Source organism: Aphanothece hegewaldii CCALA 016 (assembly GCF_003007785.1).
In the GTDB taxonomy this organism is placed as follows: domain Bacteria; phylum Cyanobacteriota; class Cyanobacteriia; order Cyanobacteriales; family Microcystaceae; genus Chroococcus; species Chroococcus hegewaldii.
The window spans coordinates 365,284-389,674 of the sequence record NZ_PXOH01000001.1; the positions used below are offsets into that span (position 1 = coordinate 365,284).

A 24,391-nucleotide genomic window follows, 5' to 3' on the forward strand; every position below is an offset into this window, starting at 1 on the left:
TGGCGCGGACAGTCCCTCATTAAAATGGACTAAAAATCAGTTGTTTAGTCGGTTTTAACCGACTTTAGCTATTAGACAGTGAATTTATTCACTGGCGATACTGGCGATACTGGCAATACTGGCAATACTGGCGATACTGGCGATACTGGCAATACTGGCAATACTGGCGATACTGGCGATACTGGCAATACTGGCGATACTGGCGATACTGGCAATACTGGCAATACTGGCAATACTGGCGATACTGGCACGTCTTATAATAAAACGATTAATCTACACCACTAACATGAGAACGATATTCAACTGGTGAGAGAGTATCCGCTAACTCTTCATCTGGGTTTTCTACCCTAACTTTGAGTAACCAACCTTCACCGTAGGGATCATCTCCAATTAATTCGGGTGTTTCAATCATAGCCTCATTGCGTTCGATTACTGTGCCTGAAATGGGGGGGTAAAGTTCTTCAACCGCTTTGACTGATTCAATTGTACCAAAACTTTCACCGACCTCTAAAGGATCGCCTAATTCGGGTAACTCTAGAAAAACAATATCACCTAGTTGGTCAATTGCATAAGCACTAATACCAATGGTAGCAATTTCGCCGTCTAAACGGACATATTCATGTGAATCCAAGTATCTTAGATCATCAGGGTATTCTAGTTCCATATCAATTCCTCTTTTAAACCGCACTTCCTTCGATAGATTGACAATTTTTTTAGTCCATGATAATCAACGAGTTAATAGGATATTATGTTGAGTCATCTAGACAGGATCAAACTAATTTATCGTATTTAGCCTAGGAAATTATATCTTTCTCATCCCGTCTTGGCCTAGTGGGAATAAACGGATTATGCTTAAAGAAAAATTAAGTTAGATTGCTATGAGTCAAGTTCCTCTGACGAATCCGCTTCAATTTTGGCAAAATCCGTCATCATGGTTATATAATTTCTGGAAATTTTCTCGCCCTCATACTATTATCGGTACTAGCGGTAGTGTTTTTGCTTTATTTGTGATCGCAATTTCAACAACTAATAGTCAGTTGACGGCGTATAATATAACACAAGCGATCGGGGTTTGGTTAGCGTGTATTTTGGGTAATATTTATATTGTTGGACTCAACCAGTTAGAAGATATTGCGATCGATCAGATTAACAAACCTCATTTACCCCTTGCGAGTGGCGAATTTTCTTTAAAAACGGGTCAAACAATTGTTATTATTACAGGGATATTTTCTCTAATTTTCGCTCTATTTTTAGGTCAATGGTTATTGGCTACAGTTGGATTTAGTTTATTTTTGGGGACAGCTTATTCTTTACCTCCACTGCGTTTAAAAAAGTTTCCTTTTTGGGCGGCTTTTTGTATTTTTACAGTCAGAGGAGTTATTGTTAATTTAGGTTTATTTCTCCATTTTAGTCAGATACTTTCAGGACAAGCATTTTTACCGCTTTCGGTTTGGTTACTAACTCTTTTTGTTTTAATCTTTACGGTGGCGATCGCTATTTTTAAAGATGTTCCTGATCTCGAAGGCGATCGGCAATATCAAATTACGACTTTTACTTTAATTTTAGGTCAAGAAAAAATCTTAAAAATCGCTCTTGGTATTATTAGCTTTTGTTATTTAGGGATGATTATAGCGGGATTTTTCAAAGTGCCTAATATCAACCCATATATTTTAATTGTTGCTCATTTAGTCTTGCTAATCATCCTCTGGATGAGAAGTCGCGGCGTTAATTTAAAAGAAAAAAAAGAAATCACTCAATTTTATCAATTTATTTGGAAATTGTTCTTTATCGAGTATATAATCTTTCCAGTAGCTTGTGTTTTTAGATGAAAATCAATTATTTTTTAGGAGCAATACTAACTTTATTTATTGGCGGTGCAAAAGCTCCCAACTTTAAGCAAATCGAGCAAAATATATTATCTGGAGATATTAATCTTCAACTCAAAAATGGAGTATGGAGGAAATTAGAAGAAAAACCAATTTATCAAGATTTGTTCTTAGATATTACCTGCAATAATAGTAAATGTCAGCCCGAAGTGTGGGGATATGCGCCAAAATTTAACCCAGATGTGGATCATCAAGGAACCGTCAATGTTACTCAAAACAATAATGCTTGGCTATTAGATATTGATCTAAACATTTTGCCCAATCCTTGGAGCGAAAAAACAGAAAATGCTAAATATACGATAGAATTAGTTCCTAACAAAGATACATTAATTGGAAGCTATACAGGAAATTATAATAACCAAACACTACAAGGAAAAGTGACAGGAACAATTAACCCAACAATATCAGAACCTGTCGCTAATTTTTCCCCCATTCAACAAAAAGAACATCCGCGCCTCATCTTCCGAAAAAATCAAATACCGCTTTTACAACAAAAAGCCAAAACACCCGAAGGAAAAGCAATTTTAGCCCAACTGAATCGAACTTTAAAACAACCAATTTATTATGATGGATTTGTTCCAAATGGTGGTTATCATGCTACAGGTTATTGTCTACTTTCAGTATTAAATAATGATCGTAAACCCGCCGAAACCGCTTGGGATATTGTCGAAAAATCGATAAAAACCCCAAAAAAAAGATTACTCGAACAATCAGCCGTCGTTTCTGGTGTCGCCTTAGCGTATGATCTTTGTTATCAACAATGGGGACTCGAACAACAAAAACAAGTCGCTACATGGCTTTATCGTCAAGGAGATTTACTTTTAAAAGGAGATTCACCCAAAAACGGCGGATGGAATAGTAATGCTTGGAGTAACTGGCAAGCTAGAGCAAAAGGAGCATCAGGATTAGCCGCATTAGCTATTTTAAACGATCCCAATTCGATCAATGAAGCAAAACTCAAACAACAATCACCCCTTTATATTGCCCAACGTTCCGAACGAAATATCAAAAGATATCTAGCTACAGCCATTGGTAATCAAGGATTTGGCACAGAAGGAGATCATTATACTACAGAACCTTGGATTTTGACAATTATTCCTTTTTTACAAGCTTATAAACAAGTATTAGGACAAGATTTAGTCACTAATTCTCATGCAGCATGGATGTTACCTCATTATGTTACGCGATCGCTCAGTCCAGATGCAACCCTACCCATTGCCACCTATGGAAGACATCGCCACTATGCGGGAAAATCCTTATATGCGATGGGATTAGGTTTAGTTCCTGAATCCTTCTTACCCGGTGTAATGTGGGTTTTTAATCGTTCGATCGGACTAGAAGGAGATCAAAGCTTTGGTATACAATCACCATTAGAGGCAGCTTATATCTTAGCAGGATACCCCCAACAGACAAAAATTAGTAATCCTGCTGAAATTTTCGACCATACCTTAGTCGATGAAGAAAAAGGATTTTATGTTTTTCGTTCCCGATGGCAAGATAATCAGGATTTTATCGCCAGCATCTACACCCAACAACAACCGTTAACAGGCTCATGGAGCTTTCCCGATGTAGGGAGCTTTCGGATTTGGGGTTTAGGCGGTCGTTGGGCTATTCCTGGACCTTCTGAGGGTAAATGGGAAGATGAAAATGTGGTGATGATGCCCAAGACAAAACCTTGGAAAAAAGGTCAATCGATCGTTTTTCAGTCCCGTTTAAATGGTTCGGGAATCGTTAGTCTAATTACTAATCCCATCATTCGCCCAAATAGTGAGCCTCCAGTTGGAGTTCGATCGATTCGTTCTTTTGCTGTAGACTATAGTGGCGCATCGGGTTCACCTGGATTATTTGCCGTCGTTGATCAATTTGTGGGTTCAACCCAAGAAAAAGAATTTAAAGAAAAAATCTGGGTAATGCACACAGCAGAGCAAGTGTCAATAAGTAAAAATACTTGTACGATTCAATCTGCTAATGGTGCAACGATGCAACTCACCTTTATTACGCCTTCTTCAGTACAACTTCGGGCGCAAAAAACGGCAACAGGTAACAAAATATTAGCCAAAGGAGGCGATGATTATTTTGTTGTCATGACGGTACAAAAAGGAAAAGCACCCCCAGTAAAGGTCATTGGCACAGGATTAGATGCAATTGTTACAATCGGTAAACAAGAGATAACTTTTGTCAAAGATAAGATTATTTTGCAGGATTTTTAAGACTTATTAAACAACGATCGCAATCCTAAACCGCTTCAGTGAAGGGAAATAGTAAAATTAAAATCTATCCCTTCTACCCCATTCTTTGTAAAACTTATGCGTATTGCTCACGATGTTACAGAATTAATTGGTCGTACACCGCTTGTCCAACTCAACCGTATTCCTCAATCAGAAGGCTGTTTAGCCCGTATTGTCGCCAAATTAGAGGGCATGAATCCCGCATCATCCGTAAAAGATCGAATCGGCGCACATATGCTCAATACAGCCGAAAAAGCGGGTTTAATTTCCCCAGAAAAAACAGTTTTAGTGGAACCGACTTCAGGAAATACGGGAATTGCTTTAGCGATGGCGGCAGCAGCAAAAGGTTATAGACTGATACTAACGATGCCCGAAACGATGAGTACAGAACGTCGCGCCATGTTGAGAGCCTATGGAGCCTATTTAGAACTCACTCCAGGGAATATGGGCATGAAAGGAGCGATCGCAAGAGCCCAAGAAATCGTTGAATCGACACCTAACGCCTATATGCTGCAACAATTTAGTAATCCTTCTAATCCTGAAATTCATCGTTTAACGACAGCGCGAGAAATTTGGGAAGATACAGATGGCGAAGTCGATTTTTTAATTTCGGGAGTGGGAACTGGTGGCACCATTACAGGCGTTGCGGAAGTGATCAAACATTCAAAACCGAGTTTTAAAGCGATCGCCGTTGAACCCGCAAATAGTCCCGTTTTATCGGGGGGAAACCCTGGCCCCCATAAGATTCAAGGAATTGGCGCGGGTTTTATTCCAGAAGTCCTAAAAGTCAATCTGATCGATGAAGTCATTACCGTGAGTGATGATGAAGCATTTTTCTATGGTCGTCGTTTAGCCAAAGAAGAAGGACTTCTATCGGGTATTTCTGCGGGTGCGGCTTTGTGTGCAGCCATTCAAGTCGGCAAACGTCCTGAAAATGCGGGTAAATTAATTGTTATGATACAACCGAGTTTTGGAGAGCGTTACCTGAGTACTCCACTCTTCCAAGAACCCGAACAAAAAGAGTTAAGTTTTGCAAATCGTTAATCAATTAATTCATCTTCGGCCGATTCGTTTGGGAGTCCTAGACTGGAAACCAGAACCTTATCTATTCTGGTTCCATCCATATCCATTACCTCAAAACGTAAACCATTCCATTCAAAATAATCACCCGATGTGGGAATTTTGCCAAAAAAGGAGAGAATAAAGCCACCTACAGTATGATAATCTTCTTCCTCTTCTTTGGGTAAGGTTTCTTGATCTAACAAAGTTTTAAACTCATCTACAGATAATAAGCCATCCAAAAGCCAAGAGCCATCTTCTCGTTGAATAACCATTGGCTCATCTATTCCTTCTGATGAGGGAATTTCCCCGACGATCGCTTCCATGAGATCATTAAGAGTGACTAAGCCTTCAATTCCGCCGTATTCATCCACAATCAACGCCATATGATCGCCCGACTGTTTAACTAATTCTAATACCCTTAAAGCCCTTGTTCCTTCAGCCACATACAAAGGCGGTTGAGCGAGCGCACTTAAATTAATTTCTCTTCCTGCAAGATGCGCCGCGAGTATATTTCTGACTTTCACAATTCCTAAACAAGTATCAATACTTTCTTGACACAAAGGGAAACGAGAATAAGAACTCTCTTGAATTGTAGTTAAATTTTCTTCAATGGGAGAGTCAACATCGAGCCAATCAATTTCAGTACGGGGAGTCATCAACGCTTTGATCGGGCGATCTCCTAGACGAAACACTCGGCTGATCATTTCTTGTTCTGCTTCTTCAAAGGTTCCCTCTGTAGTTGCTTGTTCGATGAGTAATTTAATTTCGTCTTCTGTAATTGTCTCATCTGTAACAGGACGAATTCCTAAAAGATTGAGTAAAGCATCTGTCGAATTGCTCAACAGATAAACCACAGGGGCAGTAATTTTCGATAAAAATTGCATTGGCCCGGCAAACTGTGTCGCAATTTTTTCGGGATTATTTAAAGCAATCCTTTTTGGGAGTAATTCGCCGATCACCAGAGAAAGATAAGTAATAATCGTTACCACTATGCCAAAACTCAAAACTTGGCTATAAGGTGCCAACAATGGAATTGTATTTAAGAAATTTCGCAGACGCTCGGCTAATGTTGCGCCACCGACTGCACCGCTTAAAATACCGATTAGCGTAATGCCAATTTGTACTGTAGAGAGAAAGTTATTGGGTGATTTAGCCAGCCTAAGAGCATTTTTGGCTTTTTTATCCCCATTTTTAGCCGACTGTTCTAATCTAATTTTACGCGCAGATACAATCGCCATCTCTGAAGCTGAAAAAATCCCGTTAGCGACGAGCAGCAACAATATGGTGACGATTTCGATAAACATGATGGATATGGTTGGTTTTCCTAACCAGCTAGGTATGAGCTACACAATATTAATATTCATAAAATTATAGAGGCATTAATCATAGTCAACCTAAAAAACCTTTGATGTTTATTGACGAAAAGGCAATCTTTGATTATTAATCGATACCATAAGTTAAATTAGCACTAACTAAACTATGACCGCAATCACCCAAATTTGGGATAGCCTCACGGATGAATTTTCTAATCTAGAAGTTATTACAGAACCCTCTCAGGTTGCTAAACTTTCTCTAGATTACTTTCACTTTAGCCCAATTTTAGAGGCTCAACTGAAGGATAAACGAGCTTTACTGGTGGTGCGTCCAACAACTGAAGCAGAAGTGATTCAAGTCGCTAAAACCTGCGTTAAATATCAAGTTCCTCTGACAATTCGCGGTGCTGGTACGGGAAATTATGGACAATGTATTCCTTTAGAAGGTGGTGTTGTTTTAGATACTACCAAGATGAATCAAATTCGCTGGATCAAACCGGGTACAGCTTGTGTGGAACCAGGGGTTAAAATGGCAAGTTTTGACAAAAAAGCAAGGGAAATAGGTTGGGAACTGCGGATGGCACCTTCTACCTATCGTACAGCCACGATTGGTGGGTTTATTGGTGGTGGAAGTGTTGGCATGGGATCGATTAATTATGGACAATTGCGCGATCGCGGTAATCTCAACGCTCTACGAGTTATTACCCTAGAAGATGATCCCCAAGTTATTGAATTAAGAGGGGATGATGTGCAAAAAGTCAATCATGCTTATGGAACTAATGGCATTATTACAGAATTAGAAATCCCTCTTGCACCGGCTTATCCTTGGGCGGAATTAATTGTTATTTTCGATGATTTTTTAACGGCGGCTAAATTTGGGCAAGCTTTAAGTGATAGTGATGGAATTGTTAAAAAAATGGTGAGTATTCATGCTTGGCCAATTCCTTCTTATTTTACGGCTTTACAACATTATTTACCATCGGGGAAATCTTGTGCTTTATTAATGATTTGTGAATATGATCTAGAGGCTTTTTCGGATTTAGTTCATGAATATAAGGGCGAAATTACTTATAATAAAACTGCAACTGAAGCTAGTAAAGGAACCAGCATTCTTGAATTTACTTGGAACCATACAACCCTACACGCCCGAAGTGTTGATTCTAATTTAACTTATTTACAGACGTTTTATTTTTCCCTAGAACGAGTTGAGCAAATGTATCATTATTTCGCTGATGAAGTGATGATCCATTTAGAGTTCCTTAAATTCGGTGGAAAACCCATTCCAGCAGGATTACAACTTGTTCGTTTTACCACAGAAGAACGCTTAAAAGAAATTATTCGTTATCATGAAGAACACGGCGCGGGGATTGCGAATCCTCATACTTATATTATGGAAGATGGTGGACGAAAAGTTATTGATCCAATTCAACTAGCCTTTAAACAAAAAGTTGATCCTAACGGTTTAATGAATCCAGGTAAAATGCGAGCTTGGTTAAAAAGATGATGCACGGTTTTATTCCACCTTTTCGTTATTTCCCCTATCTGACGTGGACGGAAATTCAAGCAATGTCGGATAAAGAGAATACTGTAATTATCCAACCTGTGGGGGCGATCGAACAACATGGGCCACATTTACCCATTATCGTTGATTCTGCGATCGCTATGGGTGTTCTCGGCAAAGCTTTAGAAAAATTAGATCTTTATATTCCTGCCTATGCTTTACCCTGTCTGTATTACGGGAAATCTAATGAACATTGGCACTTTCCAGGAACAATTACATTAACTGCACAAACCTTGATTTCTGTTCTTATGGAAATGGCAGAAAGTATTTATCGTTCTGGATTTCGCAAATTAGTACTAATGAATGCTCACGGGGGACAACCGCAGATTATGGAAATTGTAGCGCGGGATCTCCATCAAAAATATGAAGATTTTTCAGTTTTTCCTTTTTTTGCCTGGCGCGTTCCCCATATTGCCAGAGAATTATTTACACCCCAAGAGTTAGAATATGGTATTCATGCTGGAGATGCTGAAACCAGTATTTTACTCTCCCTATTGCCTGATCAAGTCAAAATGGAAAAAGCGGTTAAAGAATATCCTCAAGGTTTGCCCGAAGACAGTTTATTGAGTATGGAAGGAAAATTACCCTTTGCTTGGTTAACTAAAGAATTAACCCAAAGTGGGGTGATGGGAGATGCGACGACTGCAACCAAAGAAAAAGGCGATCGTTTGTTAGAATCCGTTAGTAATGGTTGGGTACAAGCCATTCAAGATGTGTACAAATTCCGTCAACCGAAAATATAAGGGTTTGGCAACCAAACCCCTACCAGATAAATATTGACAAAAATGAAATTATCTGCTATTAAAATCTAGGCATCATCGAGGGCAGCAATACCTGGAAGGACTTTACCTTCGAGTAACTCAAGACTTGCACCACCACCTGTAGAAATGTGGCTCATCTTTTCAGCTACGCCCACTTTTTCGACCGCCGCAACCGAGTCACCACCACCAATAATAGAAATAGTACCCGTTTTGGTAATATCTGCGAGAGTATGTGCGATCGCATCAGTTCCCGCCGCAAATTTATCGAATTCAAAAACTCCCATCGGGCCATTCCAGATCACGGACTTACAGGAAGCTAAGGCATCTTGAAACAGTTTAACGGATTCGGGGCCAATATCTAAACCCATCCAACCATCAGGAATGTTATCAATGCTGACGGTTTGAGAGTCTGCATCTTTATCGAACTTATCGGCAACAACAACATCAGTGGGTAACAAAAATTCAACGCCTTTTTCTTTAGCTTTTGCTTCTAAAGATTTTGCTAATTCTAGCTTATCTTCTTCGACTAGGGATTTACCAACGCTTAACCCTCTAGCTTTGTAGAAGGTGAAAATCATACCACCACCGATCAGAAGTTTATCGCATTTTTCGAGTAGGGTTTCGATAACTCCAATTTTACTGGAGACTTTAGAACCGCCAATAATTGCCGCTAAGGGACGTTGTGGGTTTTCGATCGCACTTTGTAAATAGTTTAGTTCTTTTTCGATGAGATAACCCGCTACGTTCGGACTAAGATAATGAGTAACGCCCTCAGTAGAAGCATGGGCGCGGTGTGCTGTACCAAACGCATCATTAACATAAAGATCCGCGTTAGATGCTAATTGTTTAGCAAATTCGGGGTCGTTTCCTTCTTCTTCGGCATGAAAACGAAGGTTTTCTAACAGCGCAACTTGGCCATTCTCTAATTGACTAATTGCTGCTGTAACCGAGTCACCTACACAATCATCACACATGACAACATCTTGGCCAATAAGTTCAGATAAACGCGCTGCTACAGGGGTTAAACGCATACTATCGACAACTTTGCCCTTGGGTCGTCCAAAATGGCTACAAAGGATGATTTTTGCCCCTTTTTTGCTTAACTCTTGAATGGTTGGCAGTGCCGCCCGAATTCGAGTATCATCAGTAATCTGCCCTTGTTCGTCCAAAGGTACGTTAAAATCAACTCGAACTAATACCCGTTTACCCGATACATCGGCTTCAGTTAAATTGGCTACAGATTTTTTTGGCACAGCCAAAGACCTCCTAATTGCTTTATTCCTCTACAAAAGATTAAAACACCAAAAGAGGCTACATCAGACAATTATCTTCAAAAGATTTATTGAGAATTCGATCGTTTTAGGTGGTGATTATCTCAGAATAAGGTTATGGGAGGAAAAAATTAACCATGTTTAAGACTGTTTTGTTTCCAATTGACCAAAGTCGTGAAGCCAGGGAAGCGGCGGATTTCGTCGCTAATGTGGTAAAAACCTACAATAGCCGTTTGGTCATTTTATCCGTCGTTGAACAAACTTCACCTGAGACGGATGTGATGAGTTCTGTCGAAGCGGTGGCCAAATTATTACAGGGCGCTAAGGCTTTATTTTCCCAACAAGGGATACAAGCAGAAATGGTTGAACGCGAAGGGATGCCATCTTTTACCATTTGCGATGTCGCCGATGAAATTGGCGCAGATTTGATTATTATGGGTTGTCGTGGCTTAGGTTTAACGTCTGAAGGCGCAACGGAAAGTGTTACAACCAGAGTGATTAATTTATCGCCTTGTCCTGTTTTGATTGTTCCTTAGAATGCTCGTAGGGGTTTGGTCTTCAAACCCTATTAATGTCCCAATTTCCCTTTTTAAAATGAGTATTTCTATTCAATGGTATCCTGGTCATATTTCTAAGGCCGAAAAAAATCTTAAAGAACAGTTAAAGCTCGTTGATGTGGTTTTAGAAGTTCGTGATGCTAGAATTCCTCTCGCATCTCATCACCCGCAGGTTAAAAACTGGATTGGTAATAAACCTCGTATTCTGATTTTAAACCGACTGGATATGGTTCCTGAGTCGGTGCGTCAAGATTGGCTGAAATGGTTTCGCGGACAAGGAGAGACGGTCTATTATACTAATGCCAAAGAGGGTCAAGGAATTAGGGCTATTAGTAAAGCAGCCCAAGAGGTGGGTGTTGAAATTAATGCTAAACGAAAATCACGGGGTTTATTACCTCGCCCGGTTCGTGCTGTGGTGATTGGCTTGCCAAATGTGGGAAAATCTGCTATAATAAACCGCTTACTAAATCGTAAGGTGGTAGAGAGTGCGCGTCGGGCTGGTGTGACTCGTCAGTTACGATGGGTCAGAATTTCCGAGACTTTGGAGTTATTAGATTCCCCTGGCGTAATTCCAAGTCGTTTGGAGTCTCAAGAAGACGCAGTTAAATTAGCGATTTGTGAAGATATTGGCGATGCGGCTTATGATAATCAAAGGGTGGCGGCGGCTTTTGTTGATTTGTTGGTTAAGTTAGAATATGAATCGATTTTAAAGTCTCGTTATGGCTTGGATGCTCTAACGATGACGGGAGAAGAGTATATTTTTCAACTGGCGATGACTCGTTACAAGGAAGATAGGGAAAGAGCCGCTTTACAGATTTTGAATGATTTTCGTAAAGGGATTATTGGGGCTATTCCTCTGGAGTTTCCGCCTAGTGATGTATGATTAAATGACGATCGCTATCTAGACTGATTAATCCTTGTTTTTGGAAGTCCCCCAGAAGACGAGTTACGGTGACGCGAGTTGTCGAAATTGCATTAGCTATATTTTGATGAGTTAGACGAACATTTAAGCGAGTTCCTTCATGGATTGATTGTCCCATTTCTTGTTTAAGAAGTTTTAAAAGTTGCTGTAATCTTTCTTCAACTCGTTTTAAGCCCGCAATAGCTAATAACGCTTCTGTTTGACGCATTCTTCCCATGACTTGATGTAAAACGGTTTGAGTTAACTGTAGTGATGACTCAATTTCACTCTTGGAATACCATTTTAAATAGACTTCCGATAAAGCTTTTGCTTGATAAGAATCAAGATGTGTAAACCAGAGTCCGAAAAATGCGTTCTGTTGCGCCCATCCTAATAGTATTTCTTCACCACTAGCCGATAGTTGACTTAACTGAATTGTTCCTCGATAAACTTGCCAAATTCCTTCATTTACTAAGGGTATTTGCTCATTTTTATCATAAAAATGCAAGCGACGACCTTCTAAACTGTCGTCTTTTACTAAAGTCTGAGTCGTGTTGTAAGTCAGTATCATTGCTTAAAATCGGTCACAAAATAGGGATTCTCTCCTCATACCTTATCTTCTTAAGGTAAACACAAGGTAATCTTTAGTTTAAGTCTTGTTTCTATTTAAAACGAAAATCCCTTAACTATTATTAAATTAAATGAAATCTTGGAATGAGCTTGCTCGGCTGACCAAAATTTCACAAAATTTAAACAGAAAAGGGATTGTTTGCTCTAAAATGTAACTTATTTTTGAGCTAGTTTTTTCTTTTTCATCATTAAGCCTGCACCTGCTACAGCAGATAAACCAATGATGGTAGAAGGTTCGGGTACAGGATTACCTTCTTCATTAACTGTAATAACAATGCTTGTCGCGGATGCTGTGGTCACGCCAGTTATACCATCACCAGCAACAGCATCACCTACTGGTGGTCCAGCATCTTGAAGTCCTTGAATTGAAAGTTCGTAAGAGACATCATAAAAAAGCACATTACCATCATCTCCTATGGCTTTCATCCAGCCTTTGCCGACTAACTCACCAAAACCATTAGCTAGAGAACTAATTAAGTCAAAAGACTCAATCTCAGTTAGGTAGAAGAAAACTTCTTGATTTGCTGCATTTACACTGTTCAATTTCAACAGATAATTATCTGGTGGAACATTTGGAGGAAATGGTCCTACTCCGGGGGTGTACAAGACTGGATCAAATCCACCATTCACCTCAGTCAATTCAGGAAAGACGGAGCCATCGAAAGAAGTTATCAAACCTGTCCCAAACGTATAAGGAACAAACCCACCAGTACTCGAACCTACAGCAATATCACCTCTGTCACCTGGTTTCAAGTTAGTTGTTGTTCCTGGCTTATTCATCACTCGATCGGCTACTGTTGGGACAAATGGGAGACCGGCTATCGGACCAAAAAGTGCATCAGCGTTACCGTCAGAACCACCACTAATACCACCAGACATACTACTATCTATGTTTTCTTGAATGTCTGGGAAAGGTGGGTTTAGACCTGCCGCATTAATCTGAAACCCAGGTATTGTAATATTAAGCCTGTCGTTTGACTGGAATTTGGCTGCAAACGCTGCCTCGGAGAGGGTAAGTAATCCTACACTAACGAAAGAGGCTGTTAGCCCTAGTGTTTTAAGATTCATATCTTTATACCAGTGGTATTTTAAGCAGAATGAATAATTGTTACGTCGATAATAATCGGTTTCTTCAAATAATGCAAGTCTTTTATTTATCTTGTTTAAAATTTATTTATGAATAATGTCTATCTTAGTGAAAACAGGGGTGCTTTGTATAGAAACTAACTTTTTAAAGAAGATAGTGGTATACATGACTTATTATTTTGTGACGGTAACCTAAAAGCCATATCATCTTTTAATTTTTTTTTCAAATCAAGTCTGTCATTGTTCTATAAAAATAGCAACCGTAAATACTTATAATGTTTCTTTGCTGTATACTCTATCAAAGCACTGTTTTTCGCGTATTCCTCTCTAGACAAGCTTTCTAAGTAAATCTTATTTAATTATTAAGATTTTCTTATTAATTTATGTTAAGTTATAACACTCCTTTTTAGACAGAGTTAATTGTATCAATTAAAAGACCATTTTTTTGAAGTCAAATGACAAATTCTTAACATTAGACTTTTCATGAAGAAATCGCATCATCGAATAAAGTAGCTCTTTTGTACTATAAAAGCCATCACATCAACCTCTTTAACGGTCTCTCGGAATCCGAAGATTTATCAACTTGACAACAAAGACCGCTAAAATTCTAAAGTAATTCTACTGGACTATTATTAACGGATTAAAGTTGCATGAAAATCCTAATTATTGAAGATGATGAGCGCATTGCAGACGCTCTCGTGGAAGATTTAACCGACCAAAAATATGTTGTTGAGTTGGCAAGTGATGGACAATTGGGGTGGGAGCTTGCAGATGCCCTAGTTTATGACTTGATTTTACTCGATGTGATGTTACCGAAATTAGATGGCTTTAATGTTTGTAAACGTCTTCGTTCTAAAGGTTGCCAAACTCCTATTTTAATGCTGACAGCACGAGATACCGTATCAGACCGAGTGTTAGGTCTTGATGCTGGTGCAGATGATTATTTAGTTAAGCCCTTTAATCTTGAAGAACTCTCAGCTAGGATTCGTGCCTTATTGCGTCGAGGTAATACAACTTTACCACCGATTTTAGAATGGAGTGATTTACAACTCAATCCGAGTACCTGCGAGGTGTTTTATGCTTCTCAACTTCTGAGTCTGAGTCCAAAAGAATATCAACTTTTGGAACTATTTCTCCGTAATGGTACCAGAGTTTTTAGTCGTACCCAAATCATCGACCAACTTTGGACATTTGATGAACCCCCAGAAGAATCAACCGTTAAGGTACATATCCGAAGTCTTAGACAAAAACTCAAATCAGTTGGTGCACCAGAAGACTTGATTGAAACCGTTTATGGTTTAGGCTATCGTCTTAAACCTTTGTCTTAATTTCTAGAATATATGCTCATGTCTCGACCAACTTTATATGTAGCAATCACTAATCATGGTTTTGGTCATGCGGTGCGTAGCGCTTCGGTTGTTGCTGCTATACAACGTCTTAATCCTGATATTTTAACGATTTTGGTGACGACTGCCCCTCATTGGTTACTTGAATCTTATATCTCTTTTGATTTTATCCAAAGACATCGCGGGTTTGATGTTGGGGTGATTCAATCCGATAGTCTAAAAATGGACAAAATAGCTACTTTAGCTAAGTTACAGGACATTAAGGCTCATGAGCGTTCGATCATTGCCAGTGAAGTAAATTTTATCCGAACGAACCAAGTTGGATTAATTTTAGCCGATATTCCTCCGTTAGCTGCAGTGATCGCTAAAGCGGCGGGTATTCCTTGTTGGATGATGAGTAATTTTGGTTGGGACTTTATTTATCGAGATTGGGGCGAGGATTTTCAGGAAATAACCGATTGGATGAGTTCATGTTATCAGCAATGCGATCGCTTATTTCGTTTACCTTTGTCTGAGTCGATGTCAGCTTTTCCCAACATAATTGATGTGGGGTTAACGGGAGGAAACCCGCGTTATAGCGAAACCCATTTGAGAACACATTTTAATCTTACCGCCCCCAAAGAAAAAACCATCTTACTGACCTTCGGCGGTTTAGGATTAGAACAAATACCCTATCAAAATTTACAACATTTTCAGAAATGGCAATTTATTACTTTCGATCGCAATATTCCTCGTTTACAAAACTTAATTCAAGTCACCGAACATCAGTACCGTCCAGTTGATTTTATGCCATTTTGTGGGCGAGTGATTTCTAAACCCGGTTTTAGTACATTTTCTGAAGCATTGCGCCAAAATACCCCCATTGTTTCCCTCACACGGGATAATTTTGCCGAATCTCATTTTCTGCTCGATGGAATTCAAAAGTACAGCGAACATCAAATCATTACACCCCAAGAATTTTTCCAAGGAAACTGGGACTTTTTACACGATTCACTGATTCCACCCAAATACAATATATCCATCGATAAAAATGGCTCAGAAACAATTGCAAAAGCGATCGTAAACTATTTTCAATCCCATCCTTAACAAGTCATAATAAAAGATAAAAGAGCAATTGCTTGTTGGGATCAGGCTCCACCATAAATCATATGACAGCAACAGTGTTTGATACTGTTTCAGACATAAACGAAATCAATCAGATAAACCATGACATCTCGAACATCAGTGATCATCATCACCCCATTTCATCGGAACACCCTAAAATAGAAGAAAATTCTAACGTTAGTCTGCCATCTTCTATGACGATACAACTCACAGCCCAAGATATTCGGGATGTCATGGAACAGCAAAAACAACAGGGTTATCTACTCACAACAAAACTTAATATTTTATTTGTAGTTAATGGGGCATTATTAACCAGTTTGACCATTTCTCGTTTAATATCTTATTTTAGTCCTTTTAGCATTGGAGAAATTATTGGCTTTTTAGTAAATTTTACTTTATTGATTAATGCGTTTTTACCTCGTCAAGTTGCAGTTAGTCCAAACTTGGAAGATCATAAATTTCTCGAACGTTATTTATTGCTGACTCCAGAAGAATATCAACTTAAAATGATGGCTAATCAAATTGCCACCTATAATACTAACAAGCAGCGTCTTGACGACATCTCTCAGACACTCACCTATGCAGCCTATGTAACTTGGATTATTGCGCTAATTCTTCTGTTACACATGGTGTCGTCTTATTTTGTCTCAGGAATATAAGAGAATGAATTCTCAACCTACACAATCTGATTTAGCTCATAATCAATCAATCTCATCATCTTCTGTTGAGGAGGAAAATACACCCTTAACAGAAGATACTTCTGAAGAAGAAAAAACCAGTATCCGCATCGAAATACCCGAACCCGATGCCGATAATATTACCGTTTTAACTCATAAATTACCCAATAAACCGATCTTACCTTGGAATCACTACGACTCGCCCTGGGAAGGCAGCGAGACAGAAGCAGAAACTCAAGATTTATCAGAAGATAAACCTACTGAAAACACGGCACTAACTGAGCAATCATCTGATGAAATGAATAATCAAGATTAAATGTCAGAATTGATTTTTAAGGTATTCTTTTTATGAAATCGGAAATCTCAGTATCTTTAACTTTAACTGGATTAGATTTACAACCTGATAAAATTACGACTAAATTAGGAATCAACCCGACTAAAATTTGGTTTAAAGGAGATTTAATTAATTTAAAAGGAAAAATTCGTTATTCAGATAATGGATGGAGTTTAAAGTCACAGTTAGACGAATCAATGGAATTAGAAGCTCATATAAAATCTATTTTTGAGCAACTTCAGCCCGTTTGGAAGGATTTAAAAGAAATTTGTTTTTTTTATCAAACTGAAATAAGTTGTGTTGTTTATGTTAGTGAGCAAGTCCCAATTATTTATTTTAATTCAGAAATTTTGAACCAAATTCATCAATTAAATGCCGCCCTTGATGTTGATCTTTATATATTACCTGAACCAACGCAAAAACATCAAAAAATATTAAATAATGAGAATAAGGTTTTTTTAGTTTAATCATGAAACAATATCAAAAAGCAATACGAATTCAAACTCAACCTAAGAATTTTTTCAGAATTACGCCCCAAGTTGAATCAATTGTTACAGAATCAGGGATAGAAACAGGACTTTGTAACCTTTTTATCCGTCATACCTCCGCGTCGATTATTATCCAAGAAAATGCCGATCCCGATGTTTTGCAAGATTTGGCTAACTTTTTTGGTAAATTAGTTCCAGAAGATGCAACGCGCTATCTTCATAGTACCGAAGGTCTAGACGATATGCCCGCACATATTCGCTCTGTTCTCACCCATACCTCAGAACAAATACCCATTAACCGAGGTCGTTTGGTGTTAGGAACCTGGCAAGGAATTTATGTCTGGGAACACCGTCAATGGTCACATCAACGGGAAATCGTTATACATATTAGTGGAATCTAAAGCATGAGTCATACTGTCATTAAAACCGAAAACGCACCCGCACCCGTTGGCCCCTATAATCAAGCGATCGCAGCACAGGGTAAAATGTTATTTATTGCGGGACAAATTCCCCTCGATCCGAAAACTGGTCATATCGTCGGTGATGGTGATATCGTAGCGCAAACTACCCAAGTTATGGCTAATCTAGAAGCAATTCTGACCGAAGCGGGTGCAAGTTGGGATCATGTGGTTAAAACAACGGTTTTTTTGAGTGATTTTAGTAATTTCGGTGCGATGAATCAAGTTTATGCCGCCTCTTTTAAAGATGGAATGGCCCCGGCGCGTGCTTGTGTTGAAGTCTCTCGTTTACCGAAAGATGTTTTAGTAGAAATTGATTGTATTGCTGTTATTTAATCTTATGTCTAATAAAACCCTCGGTTTAAGTCGGGAATTCTATTCTTATTATCAGTCTATTACTGTTAAAGAACCCGAAATCTTACAAAAACTACGTGAAGAAACGGCGCAACATCCCAGAGCAATAATGCAAATTGCCCCCGAACAAGGTCAGTTTTTAGCGTTTTTAGTTCAATTAATTGGAGCGAGAAAAACTTTAGAAATTGGTGTTTTTACGGGTTATAGTTCTTTGGTTACGGCGCTCGCTTTACCTCCAGAGGGTAAAATTATTGCTTGTGATGTGAGTGAGGAATATACAGAAATTGCACGTCGTTACTGGCAAGAAGCAGGAGTATCCAAAAAAATAGATTTACGCATTGCACCCGCTTTAGAAACTCTAGATCAATTATTAGCTGAAGGGCACGCAAATACTTTTGATTTTATTTTTATTGATGCTGATAAAGGAAACTATGATAATTATTATGAAAAGTCATTAAAATTAGTTAGAGGAGGTGGAATCATTGCGATTGATAATGTATTCTGGGGCGGCAAAGTAGCTGATTTAGAAATACAAGATAATCAAACGAATAAAATTCGTGAATTCAATAAAAAATTATATGAAGATGATCGAATTAATCTAAGTGTTGTTCCTATTGCTGATGGATTAACTTTAGCGATGAAAAAAGGAATTGGTTTCGCAACGCTAATTCAAGGCACAAATTTTTATATGAGGGAAATTGGATGGGATATAGAAACAGCAAGAAATTATTTAATAGAAACCTATGGGAAAAGATCGCGCCAACTATTAACAGATGATGAACTTTTAGAGTTTCATGCACATCTTCAGCTAAGAGTTTACTTTCCTTTAGGATCAGTTGTTTATCTTTATGATGAGGGAGCAACGCCTTATACAGTAGTTGGTTATTCTCAGGATGGAGAAAATTTAATATTAAAAAATAATCAAAATGAGGATTTAATTGTACCAAAAACCTCGATTGTTAAAGAAGAATTTGATAGATGAAAATTATTCTAATTCTATTTCTTTTTTCAGACTAAACTATAATTTTTAATAATTTCGGTGACTTTTTGTATTTATAAACAATTCAATAAAAATGAGTAATAAAATGAATAATCAAACTGTAAAAGAAAAAATAAACGAATACTTAGAACAGCTACCAGATGCTCAATTAGTTCAAGTTGCTAATTTTGTCGAAGAATTATTTCAAGAACAACAAATTAATCTGTCAAAAAGACAGCTAATTCGTTCTTTAAAAGGTAAATATTCAAATGTTTTAACTCCGACTGAAATCATAAGTCAGAAAAAACAAGATGAATTGACTTGGGAAAATGAAAATTGATGAATATTATTCTCGATGCTTGAAACGATCGCTCTCGGTTTTTGGGCGAATGGTTTATCACATTACAAGACAAAAGTCAAGTCGCAAAAGTAAATATTTTTACGTGGAGACTGCTGAAGTAAGAGTAATTGTTAGTAATTTTAGGAGCGTTCGTAAGCTAAATCTCGAATAAGGGGGGTTTTGCTTTTAAGATAATCACGAATCAGACAATTTTCTTCTGGAGTAAGAGGATTAATTTTATCCAACTTTAAGAGCATTTGTTCTACTAAATCTCTGACATCAAGACTTAACAGTATGTGGGTTGGGGTTTCTTCGATAATACGCCAAAGTTGATTTAACAGAGTGGGTTTCATAGAACTCCTCCTCCTAATGTTGGATGAGTTAAGGGTATAAGAGTAAATCTAAATCTAAAGAAAATATTAAGATCTTTTCGACAAAAATTCAAGAAAACTTAAGATTTGCTTCAAAGCTTGATACAAAACTTGACATTTAAGGCGAGGGATACTCTTGACGGGATAGCTTCGGGAGGATGACGGTGACTTTAGTTCCTTTGCCCAATTGACTTTTCAGGGAGATTTCGCCACCATGTAATTCAATTCCCGCACTGACGATCGATAATCCTAAACCTGTACCAGGAATAGTATCAATATTACTGCCACGACGGAAAGATTGAAAAATGCTGCTTTGTTCATCTTGAGGAATACCAATACCTTCATCTTGGATATGTACCAAAACTTGTAACCCTTGTCCAATTATATTAATCTTGATTTTGCCCCCATCTGGAGAATACTTAACTGCATTCGAGAGTAGGTTATCAAAGATTTTTTTCAGAAGTTTGTGATCGGCGCTAAAGTCTTGAAAATTTCCCGTCTGCTTTAGACTAAATTCATGAAGATCACTGATGTTTTGTCGATATTCTTCGAGCAGAGCGGCGAAAAATTTCGGTATATCTAGAGGAATTGGGTTAAAATCGGCTTTTTGTTGCTCAAAACGGCTTAATGTAAGCATATCATCCACTAAACGAGACATATATCTTGATTTATTTTCGATAAGCTGTAGAAATCGTTGCTGTTTTGTGGTTTCTAATTGTTCTCCATATAGTTTCATAGTCGAAGCAGCAGCAAGAATAGCAGCGAGGGGCGTTCGATATTCGTGGGAAACGGTAGCAATAATTTGTGATTTTAGCGCGTTAAGTTTTTTCTCTTCTTCTAATGCAACTTGTGTTTTGGCTAAAAGTTCTGCTTGCTGAATGGCTAAAGCAAGTTGTACTGAGACTTGTTTGAGCATTTCGACTTCTTCGGGATGCCATTGACGTTCTTGGGTATATTGATAAACGACTAATAAACCCCAAGGAGTCGCTAAGTCGGGTTTGGGTGAACCTAAAATAATCGGGATCTCTAAGTTATCATTTATCCCACTATCTAGCCCGTTACTATAATTGCCAACTTCACAAATATTAGAAAGACTACTTTGTTGATCGTTTTGTGTTCCTAATTGATAGCATACTTTTTGATGCTGAACTTTCAGACTATGCCCATCAGATCCTAACAGGTTATTGGCGGTTTCCTCAAAACGACACACCACAACCCGATCGCAGTTTAGTAGTTTTTGAATTTCTAAGATTGCCGTTTTTAAAATTTGTTCTAATTCTAATGACTGACGAATGCGTAGGGCGATGGTTGCAATTAAACGCTGTCTTTCTTGGGTTTTCTTTAGCTGAGTTTGTAAATGGGATCTTTCTAAGGCACTGCGAACCGCTAATTGTAGGATATCTGGTTTTAGATGGTTTTTTGCTAAATAATCTTGCGCCCCTATTTTCATCGCTTGTACGGCGATCGCTTCATCTCCATAAGCCGTTAACATAATCACAGGTAATGAACTATAATTCTGTCTTAACTCATCGAGAAATTCTAGCCCGTTCATTTCGGGAAGTTGAAAATCGAGTAAAATAACATCACAAGCGACTTTCTGGCATAATATCAGACCTTCTTCGGCCGATTCTGCTTCCAATATACAGTAAGACTGCTGTGAATCTTTCAACAGATAGCGGCGATAAGTTTCTCGATCCTCTCTACAATCATCGACGATTAGGAGTGTCCGGCTGTAATCCATAACAGCATTTACCAAATATGTCAAGCTTTACACTTAAGTGTTTCACATTTTGTATAGTTTTGTAGAAAATATTAAAATAATGTAAAGAAACTATACAAATTCACCTAAAGTATGTTGACTCCCTCAAAGTTTTTTTACCGAAGGTGGGGTATTGGTTTCAAGCCAAAAATTCACAAATGATTGTATTGTTTTTTGTAGTTCAGGTGTGCCGACGGGTTTAATTAAATAGCCGTTTGCTCCTCTTTGGTAACATAGCTCAACATCATCAGGGTTAGAGGATGTGGTAAAAACAACGATCGGAATTTTCCGAAAACTTTCATCTTGTTTAATCTTTTTCAGGAGTTCACGACCATCTAAACCGGGTAAATTAAGATCAAGTAGAATTACAGAAGGTCGCGGAATTTCGGTTTGTCCTTGATAGTCACCCTCAAGATAGAGAAAATCAAGAACTTCATCACCATTAGAACATCGATAAATCGGATTTTGTACATCAAGTCGCTTCATGAATCGTTGAAAAACTGCAAAGTCTTCATCGCTGTCCTCTGCTACGAGCAAAGGTTGATCATGAATAGTTATCATTATGTTATCTTAAACAGGTTTTTTAAAGTTTAGTTACTCTTTATACTATAAGATTCTAGCGTAAAGTAGAATATAGTGCCTTCTCTATAGATAGATTCAGCCCAGATGATCCCTCCGTGTCGTTCAACAATTTTTTTTGTAATGGTTAAACCTGCACCAATACCACCCCCAAACTTATTTTGAGCATGAAGTCGCTTAAAAAGTCGGAAAATTGTTTCTTGATGATGATCGCGGATACCAATTCCATTATCTTTGACATAAAATACAGGTGGTGCGGTGGCAGCTAATTGGGCATCAATCCAACCTCGCTTAACTTGTTCCCTTGGTTCTAAATAGCCAATTTCCACCCATTTTTCGGCTTTATTGTTGTATTTAAAAGCATTACTGAGCAGATTACTAAATACCTCATTAATTAAAATAGCGTCACAACGAACGAGAGGTAAAGAACGCGGGAGACGAATTTCTAGATCATTTTCAGGATAACTAACACAGAAAACATCAATAACTTGTCTGAGGAGAGTATTGAGATCTGTTTTATGTAGATTTAATTCAGCTTGTCCTAAACGAGAATATTTTAACAGAACATCAATCAGAGATTCCATTCTCTGGGTTAAACGTACTAAAGTTTGTAGTCGTTCAATGCCTATTTCATCAAGAACTTCTGTATAATCTTCTAACATGAAGACCGAGTAATTGTGAATGCCCCGAAGCGGTTCTTTAAGATCGTGAGATGCAGCAAAAGCAAAAGAGGCTAATTCTAGATTACTGCGTTCTAACTCTTGATTGAGTTTGGCTAATTCATCGGCTTGGGTTAAAATTAAACCAATGATAGCATTGCGAAACTCAATCGCACTTTCAACCTCGCTCATTTTCCAAGGTTTCGAGACAAAACGTACTGTTTCTTGCCAGAGTTCAAAAGATTTCCGAGGACATAAAACTAGATTACCATCAGCCCCAAGCTGAAAAGATTCTAAAGGATTTCCCGCCCAATTGACTGTCTGGATCACTTCAGGACGAAACCATAATAAATAATAACGCCGAACCTGAGATATTCGCAATAATAGAACACCACTGGCTACATTTTTATACTCAGCAGCAGCAGGATATACTTTAGACAAAGAATCTGTATAAAAAATACTATCAGTGACTTGAGGATCGATCCATTCAATGAGTTGATCAATAAATTCCGATCTTGGCGTTTGTCCGACTAAAATAATCTCATCATCTAAACTAATAGCAGCACCTTGGGCGTTAACAAGTTCTAGTAAACGAGCAAAAGGAGATAATAAAGCTTCCCTAAAATTATCCTTTTGTGCCATTGCTTCAAGGACTTGGGAATGTAGCGATCGAAGCTTAATTTTATCATCTAATTCGTCTTGAGAAATTTTATTCGCCAATTCTAAAGAGGCAAATTGTCCCAATAAATCACAGGCGACACGTACCGCATGAGGTAAATACTTTGGTGTTTGATGATGACAAGACACTAAACCCCACAGTTTACCATCTTTAATTAAAGATATTACTAAAAGGGCAGCAACTCCCATATTGTGATGATATGCCACACAACAAGTATCAACACTCCTTAAATGAATACAAGTTAGATCAACCGACAGACTACTAATCGCATTCTCGGCGGCTACAATATCAACAGGTGGCGCATTGAGATGGGGAATATATCTTAGACGACATTCTAAGTACATTTTTCTTGATTCTTCGGGAATATCCGGTGCTGGATAGTGTAAACCTAAATAGGGATAAAGATCCTCTCTTTTCGCTTCTGCTACCACTTCACCCGCATCTTGAGCATCAAACTGATAAACCATTACTCGATCAAATTGAGTAATATTTTTCACCTCAGACGCGACTAAATGGAGAAATTCGGATAAATTTGAGGTTTTTTGGAGATTAGCTAGAGCATTACTCACCCATGCAAAGAAATCAGGTAAATTTTCTACTTTTTCAATTATTTTAGGCTCTAATTCTAGAATAATCATATTAGCCAAACGATGGACACTCCCCTCAAATTCTTTTTTTCCAAATGGAGTAGAAAAAGATAGCTGACAAGAATTACTATTCCCCTTTGCTTGATAGAGTGTTTGTTGGATAGCATTGATTTGCTCACAACTGAGTAGTTTTTCAATGGGCTGATTTAGTAAACTTTGAGGAGAAATGCCCAAATATTCGGCAATATTTTGACTAACGTGGGTAATGATTAGATTAGGTTCAGTGAGGGAAAATAGGATACCATGAGGTTGAATTGAGCCAGGGGTATGAAGTAGATGACTCTCAGACTGAATTAAATTGGCCATTTTGTTTGTGCTTTTCGCGTTCTGATTCTGATATGGCTCTTGGCTTACTTTTTTA

At 38.2% G+C, this 24,391-nt stretch carries 25 protein-coding genes and 1 pseudogene; 17 read left to right on the forward strand and 9 right to left on the reverse strand.

All coding sequences use genetic code 11. The features are described from left to right. Positions 1-78 precede the first annotated feature (78 nt). A complete protein-coding gene (locus C7H19_RS01715) occupies positions 79-285 on the forward strand; it encodes a hypothetical protein (protein WP_106455154.1) in 207 nt (68 codons plus the stop codon). Here C7H19_RS01715 and gcvH read toward each other — a convergent pair. Then, entirely contained in the window at positions 269-664 is a 396-nt protein-coding gene (gene gcvH, locus C7H19_RS01720; RefSeq protein ID WP_106455155.1) for a glycine cleavage system protein GcvH, read from the reverse strand. The two genes, C7H19_RS01715 and gcvH, sit on opposite strands and share 17 nt — an antisense overlap. Positions 665-878: 214 nt before the next feature. Here gcvH and C7H19_RS01725 point away from each other — a divergent pair, with 214 nt between their 5' ends. From C7H19_RS01725 to cysK, 3 genes are all read left to right on the forward strand, one after another. Beyond that, complete coding sequence (locus tag C7H19_RS01725; RefSeq protein ID WP_106455156.1) at positions 879-1,829, forward strand: homogentisate phytyltransferase; 951 nt, start codon at positions 879-881, stop codon at positions 1,827-1,829. Beyond that, positions 1,826-4,096 (forward strand): hypothetical protein, encoded by a 2,271-nt coding sequence (locus C7H19_RS01730; RefSeq protein ID WP_106455157.1) that lies wholly within the window; start codon positions 1,826-1,828, stop codon positions 4,094-4,096. Before C7H19_RS01725 ends, C7H19_RS01730 begins: the two co-directional genes overlap by 4 nt. A 96-nt stretch (positions 4,097-4,192) precedes the next feature. After that, positions 4,193-5,158, forward strand: a complete 966-nt coding sequence (cysK, locus tag C7H19_RS01735) for a cysteine synthase A (protein ID WP_106455158.1) — start codon at positions 4,193-4,195, stop codon at positions 5,156-5,158. On the opposite strand, the gene C7H19_RS01740 is transcribed toward cysK, so the two are convergent. Beyond that, on the reverse strand, positions 5,155-6,480 hold the full coding sequence (locus C7H19_RS01740) for a hemolysin family protein (RefSeq protein ID WP_219907553.1): 1,326 nt from the start codon (positions 6,478-6,480) through the stop codon (positions 5,155-5,157). The genes cysK and C7H19_RS01740 overlap by 4 nt on opposite strands. Positions 6,481-6,664: 184 nt before the next feature. On the opposite strand from C7H19_RS01740, the gene C7H19_RS01745 reads away from it, so the two are divergent. Together C7H19_RS01745 and C7H19_RS01750 are read left to right on the forward strand one after the other, a co-directional pair. Beyond that, a complete protein-coding gene (locus tag C7H19_RS01745; protein WP_219907560.1) occupies positions 6,665-7,993 on the forward strand; it encodes an FAD-binding oxidoreductase in 1,329 nt (442 codons plus the stop codon). Next, entirely contained in the window at positions 7,990-8,793 is an 804-nt protein-coding gene (locus C7H19_RS01750) for a creatininase family protein (RefSeq protein WP_106455161.1), read from the forward strand. Before C7H19_RS01745 ends, C7H19_RS01750 begins: the two co-directional genes overlap by 4 nt. A gap of 65 nt (positions 8,794-8,858) precedes the next feature. On the opposite strand, the gene C7H19_RS01755 is transcribed toward C7H19_RS01750, so the two are convergent. Next, a complete protein-coding gene (locus tag C7H19_RS01755) occupies positions 8,859-10,064 on the reverse strand; it encodes a phosphoglycerate kinase (protein WP_106455162.1) in 1,206 nt (401 codons plus the stop codon). A gap of 155 nt (positions 10,065-10,219) precedes the next feature. Here C7H19_RS01755 and C7H19_RS01760 point away from each other — a divergent pair, with 155 nt between their 5' ends. Together C7H19_RS01760 and ylqF are read left to right on the forward strand one after the other, a co-directional pair. After that, positions 10,220-10,618, forward strand: a complete 399-nt coding sequence (locus C7H19_RS01760) for a universal stress protein (protein ID WP_106455163.1) — start codon at positions 10,220-10,222, stop codon at positions 10,616-10,618. A gap of 58 nt (positions 10,619-10,676) precedes the next feature. Further along, positions 10,677-11,522 (forward strand): ribosome biogenesis GTPase YlqF, encoded by an 846-nt coding sequence (gene ylqF, locus C7H19_RS01765; RefSeq protein WP_106455210.1) that lies wholly within the window; start codon positions 10,677-10,679, stop codon positions 11,520-11,522. On the opposite strand, the gene C7H19_RS01770 is transcribed toward ylqF, so the two are convergent. Beyond that, on the reverse strand, positions 11,509-12,111 hold the full coding sequence (locus tag C7H19_RS01770) for a Crp/Fnr family transcriptional regulator (RefSeq protein ID WP_106455164.1): 603 nt from the start codon (positions 12,109-12,111) through the stop codon (positions 11,509-11,511). The two genes, ylqF and C7H19_RS01770, sit on opposite strands and share 14 nt — an antisense overlap. A gap of 215 nt (positions 12,112-12,326) precedes the next feature. Beyond that, a complete protein-coding gene (locus C7H19_RS01775) occupies positions 12,327-13,238 on the reverse strand; it encodes a PEP-CTERM sorting domain-containing protein (RefSeq protein ID WP_106455165.1) in 912 nt (303 codons plus the stop codon). Positions 13,239-13,906: 668 nt separating this feature from the next. Here C7H19_RS01775 and C7H19_RS01780 point away from each other — a divergent pair. The 9 genes and pseudogenes from C7H19_RS01780 (at position 13,907) to C7H19_RS01820 (ending at position 19,336) form a co-directional block, all read left to right on the forward strand. Then, positions 13,907-14,584, forward strand: coding sequence for a response regulator transcription factor (locus tag C7H19_RS01780; RefSeq protein ID WP_106455166.1), 678 nt, complete (start codon positions 13,907-13,909; stop codon positions 14,582-14,584). 18 nt (positions 14,585-14,602) lie between these two features. After that, the gene (locus tag C7H19_RS01785; protein ID WP_106455211.1) at positions 14,603-15,688 is read left to right on the forward strand and encodes a glycosyl transferase; all 1,086 of its coding nucleotides are present in this window, start codon (positions 14,603-14,605) and stop codon (positions 15,686-15,688) included. Between the two features lie 62 nt (positions 15,689-15,750). Continuing rightward, complete coding sequence (locus C7H19_RS01790; protein WP_245927214.1) at positions 15,751-16,365, forward strand: hypothetical protein; 615 nt, start codon at positions 15,751-15,753, stop codon at positions 16,363-16,365. A gap of 4 nt (positions 16,366-16,369) precedes the next feature. Beyond that, positions 16,370-16,699, forward strand: a complete 330-nt coding sequence (locus C7H19_RS01795) for a hypothetical protein (protein WP_106455168.1) — start codon at positions 16,370-16,372, stop codon at positions 16,697-16,699. 32 nt (positions 16,700-16,731) lie between these two features. Beyond that, positions 16,732-17,184 carry a DUF4279 domain-containing protein gene (locus tag C7H19_RS01800; RefSeq protein ID WP_106455169.1) on the forward strand — a complete coding sequence of 151 codons (453 nt, stop codon included), beginning with the start codon at positions 16,732-16,734 and terminating at the stop codon, positions 17,182-17,184. 2 nt (positions 17,185-17,186) lie between these two features. After that, positions 17,187-17,606: a secondary thiamine-phosphate synthase enzyme YjbQ gene (locus tag C7H19_RS01805; RefSeq protein WP_106455170.1), complete on the forward strand. Its 420-nt coding sequence runs from the start codon at positions 17,187-17,189 to the stop codon at positions 17,604-17,606. 3 nt (positions 17,607-17,609) lie between these two features. Further along, entirely contained in the window at positions 17,610-17,999 is a 390-nt protein-coding gene (locus tag C7H19_RS01810) for a RidA family protein (RefSeq protein WP_106455171.1), read from the forward strand. Between the two features lie 4 nt (positions 18,000-18,003). Further along, a pseudogene (locus C7H19_RS01815) lies at positions 18,004-18,663 on the forward strand (class I SAM-dependent methyltransferase); the annotation flags it as partial. A 439-nt stretch (positions 18,664-19,102) separates the two neighbouring features. Then, positions 19,103-19,336, forward strand: a complete 234-nt coding sequence (locus C7H19_RS01820) for a hypothetical protein (protein ID WP_106455173.1) — start codon at positions 19,103-19,105, stop codon at positions 19,334-19,336. Positions 19,337-19,476: 140 nt separating this feature from the next. On the opposite strand, the gene C7H19_RS01825 is transcribed toward C7H19_RS01820, so the two are convergent. The 4 genes from C7H19_RS01825 to C7H19_RS01840 all read right to left on the reverse strand — a co-directional run bounded on the left by C7H19_RS01825 (position 19,477) and on the right by C7H19_RS01840 (position 24,336). Then, on the reverse strand, positions 19,477-19,689 hold the full coding sequence (locus C7H19_RS01825; RefSeq protein ID WP_106455174.1) for a hypothetical protein: 213 nt from the start codon (positions 19,687-19,689) through the stop codon (positions 19,477-19,479). A gap of 136 nt (positions 19,690-19,825) precedes the next feature. Beyond that, a complete protein-coding gene (locus C7H19_RS01830; protein WP_106455175.1) occupies positions 19,826-21,448 on the reverse strand; it encodes a hybrid sensor histidine kinase/response regulator in 1,623 nt (540 codons plus the stop codon). Between the two features lie 123 nt (positions 21,449-21,571). Next, positions 21,572-22,027 carry a response regulator gene (locus C7H19_RS01835; protein WP_106455176.1) on the reverse strand — a complete coding sequence of 152 codons (456 nt, stop codon included), beginning with the start codon at positions 22,025-22,027 and terminating at the stop codon, positions 21,572-21,574. A gap of 29 nt (positions 22,028-22,056) precedes the next feature. Further along, the gene (locus tag C7H19_RS01840; RefSeq protein ID WP_106455212.1) at positions 22,057-24,336 is read right to left on the reverse strand and encodes an ATP-binding protein; all 2,280 of its coding nucleotides are present in this window, start codon (positions 24,334-24,336) and stop codon (positions 22,057-22,059) included. Positions 24,337-24,391 lie beyond the last annotated feature (55 nt).

Excerpts from the sequence above, each read along its gene's own strand:
- gcvH (WP_106455155.1), bottom strand. The coding sequence starts at position 664 with ATGGAACTAGAATACCCTGATGATCTAAGATACTTGGATTCACATGAA.
- C7H19_RS01725 (WP_106455156.1), top strand. The coding sequence starts at position 879 with ATGAGTCAAGTTCCTCTGACGAATCCGCTTCAATTTTGGCAAAATCCG.
- C7H19_RS01730 (WP_106455157.1), top strand. The coding sequence starts at position 1,826 with ATGAAAATCAATTATTTTTTAGGAGCAATACTAACTTTATTTATTGGC.
- cysK (WP_106455158.1), top strand. The coding sequence starts at position 4,193 with ATGCGTATTGCTCACGATGTTACAGAATTAATTGGTCGTACACCGCTT.
- C7H19_RS01740 (WP_219907553.1), bottom strand. The coding sequence starts at position 6,480 with ATGTTTATCGAAATCGTCACCATATTGTTGCTGCTCGTCGCTAACGGG.
- C7H19_RS01750 (WP_106455161.1), top strand. The coding sequence starts at position 7,990 with ATGATGCACGGTTTTATTCCACCTTTTCGTTATTTCCCCTATCTGACG.
- C7H19_RS01760 (WP_106455163.1), top strand. The coding sequence starts at position 10,220 with ATGTTTAAGACTGTTTTGTTTCCAATTGACCAAAGTCGTGAAGCCAGG.
- ylqF (WP_106455210.1), top strand. The coding sequence starts at position 10,677 with ATGAGTATTTCTATTCAATGGTATCCTGGTCATATTTCTAAGGCCGAA.
- C7H19_RS01770 (WP_106455164.1), bottom strand. The coding sequence starts at position 12,111 with ATGATACTGACTTACAACACGACTCAGACTTTAGTAAAAGACGACAGT.
- C7H19_RS01775 (WP_106455165.1), bottom strand. The coding sequence starts at position 13,238 with ATGAATCTTAAAACACTAGGGCTAACAGCCTCTTTCGTTAGTGTAGGA.
- C7H19_RS01780 (WP_106455166.1), top strand. The coding sequence starts at position 13,907 with ATGAAAATCCTAATTATTGAAGATGATGAGCGCATTGCAGACGCTCTC.
- C7H19_RS01785 (WP_106455211.1), top strand. The coding sequence starts at position 14,603 with ATGTCTCGACCAACTTTATATGTAGCAATCACTAATCATGGTTTTGGT.
- C7H19_RS01790 (WP_245927214.1), top strand. The coding sequence starts at position 15,751 with ATGACAGCAACAGTGTTTGATACTGTTTCAGACATAAACGAAATCAAT.
- C7H19_RS01795 (WP_106455168.1), top strand. The coding sequence starts at position 16,370 with ATGAATTCTCAACCTACACAATCTGATTTAGCTCATAATCAATCAATC.
- C7H19_RS01800 (WP_106455169.1), top strand. The coding sequence starts at position 16,732 with ATGAAATCGGAAATCTCAGTATCTTTAACTTTAACTGGATTAGATTTA.
- C7H19_RS01805 (WP_106455170.1), top strand. The coding sequence starts at position 17,187 with ATGAAACAATATCAAAAAGCAATACGAATTCAAACTCAACCTAAGAAT.
- C7H19_RS01810 (WP_106455171.1), top strand. The coding sequence starts at position 17,610 with ATGAGTCATACTGTCATTAAAACCGAAAACGCACCCGCACCCGTTGGC.
- C7H19_RS01820 (WP_106455173.1), top strand. The coding sequence starts at position 19,103 with ATGAATAATCAAACTGTAAAAGAAAAAATAAACGAATACTTAGAACAG.
- C7H19_RS01825 (WP_106455174.1), bottom strand. The coding sequence starts at position 19,689 with ATGAAACCCACTCTGTTAAATCAACTTTGGCGTATTATCGAAGAAACC.
- C7H19_RS01830 (WP_106455175.1), bottom strand. The coding sequence starts at position 21,448 with ATGGATTACAGCCGGACACTCCTAATCGTCGATGATTGTAGAGAGGAT.
- C7H19_RS01835 (WP_106455176.1), bottom strand. The coding sequence starts at position 22,027 with ATGATAACTATTCATGATCAACCTTTGCTCGTAGCAGAGGACAGCGAT.
- C7H19_RS01840 (WP_106455212.1), bottom strand. The coding sequence starts at position 24,336 with ATGGCCAATTTAATTCAGTCTGAGAGTCATCTACTTCATACCCCTGGC.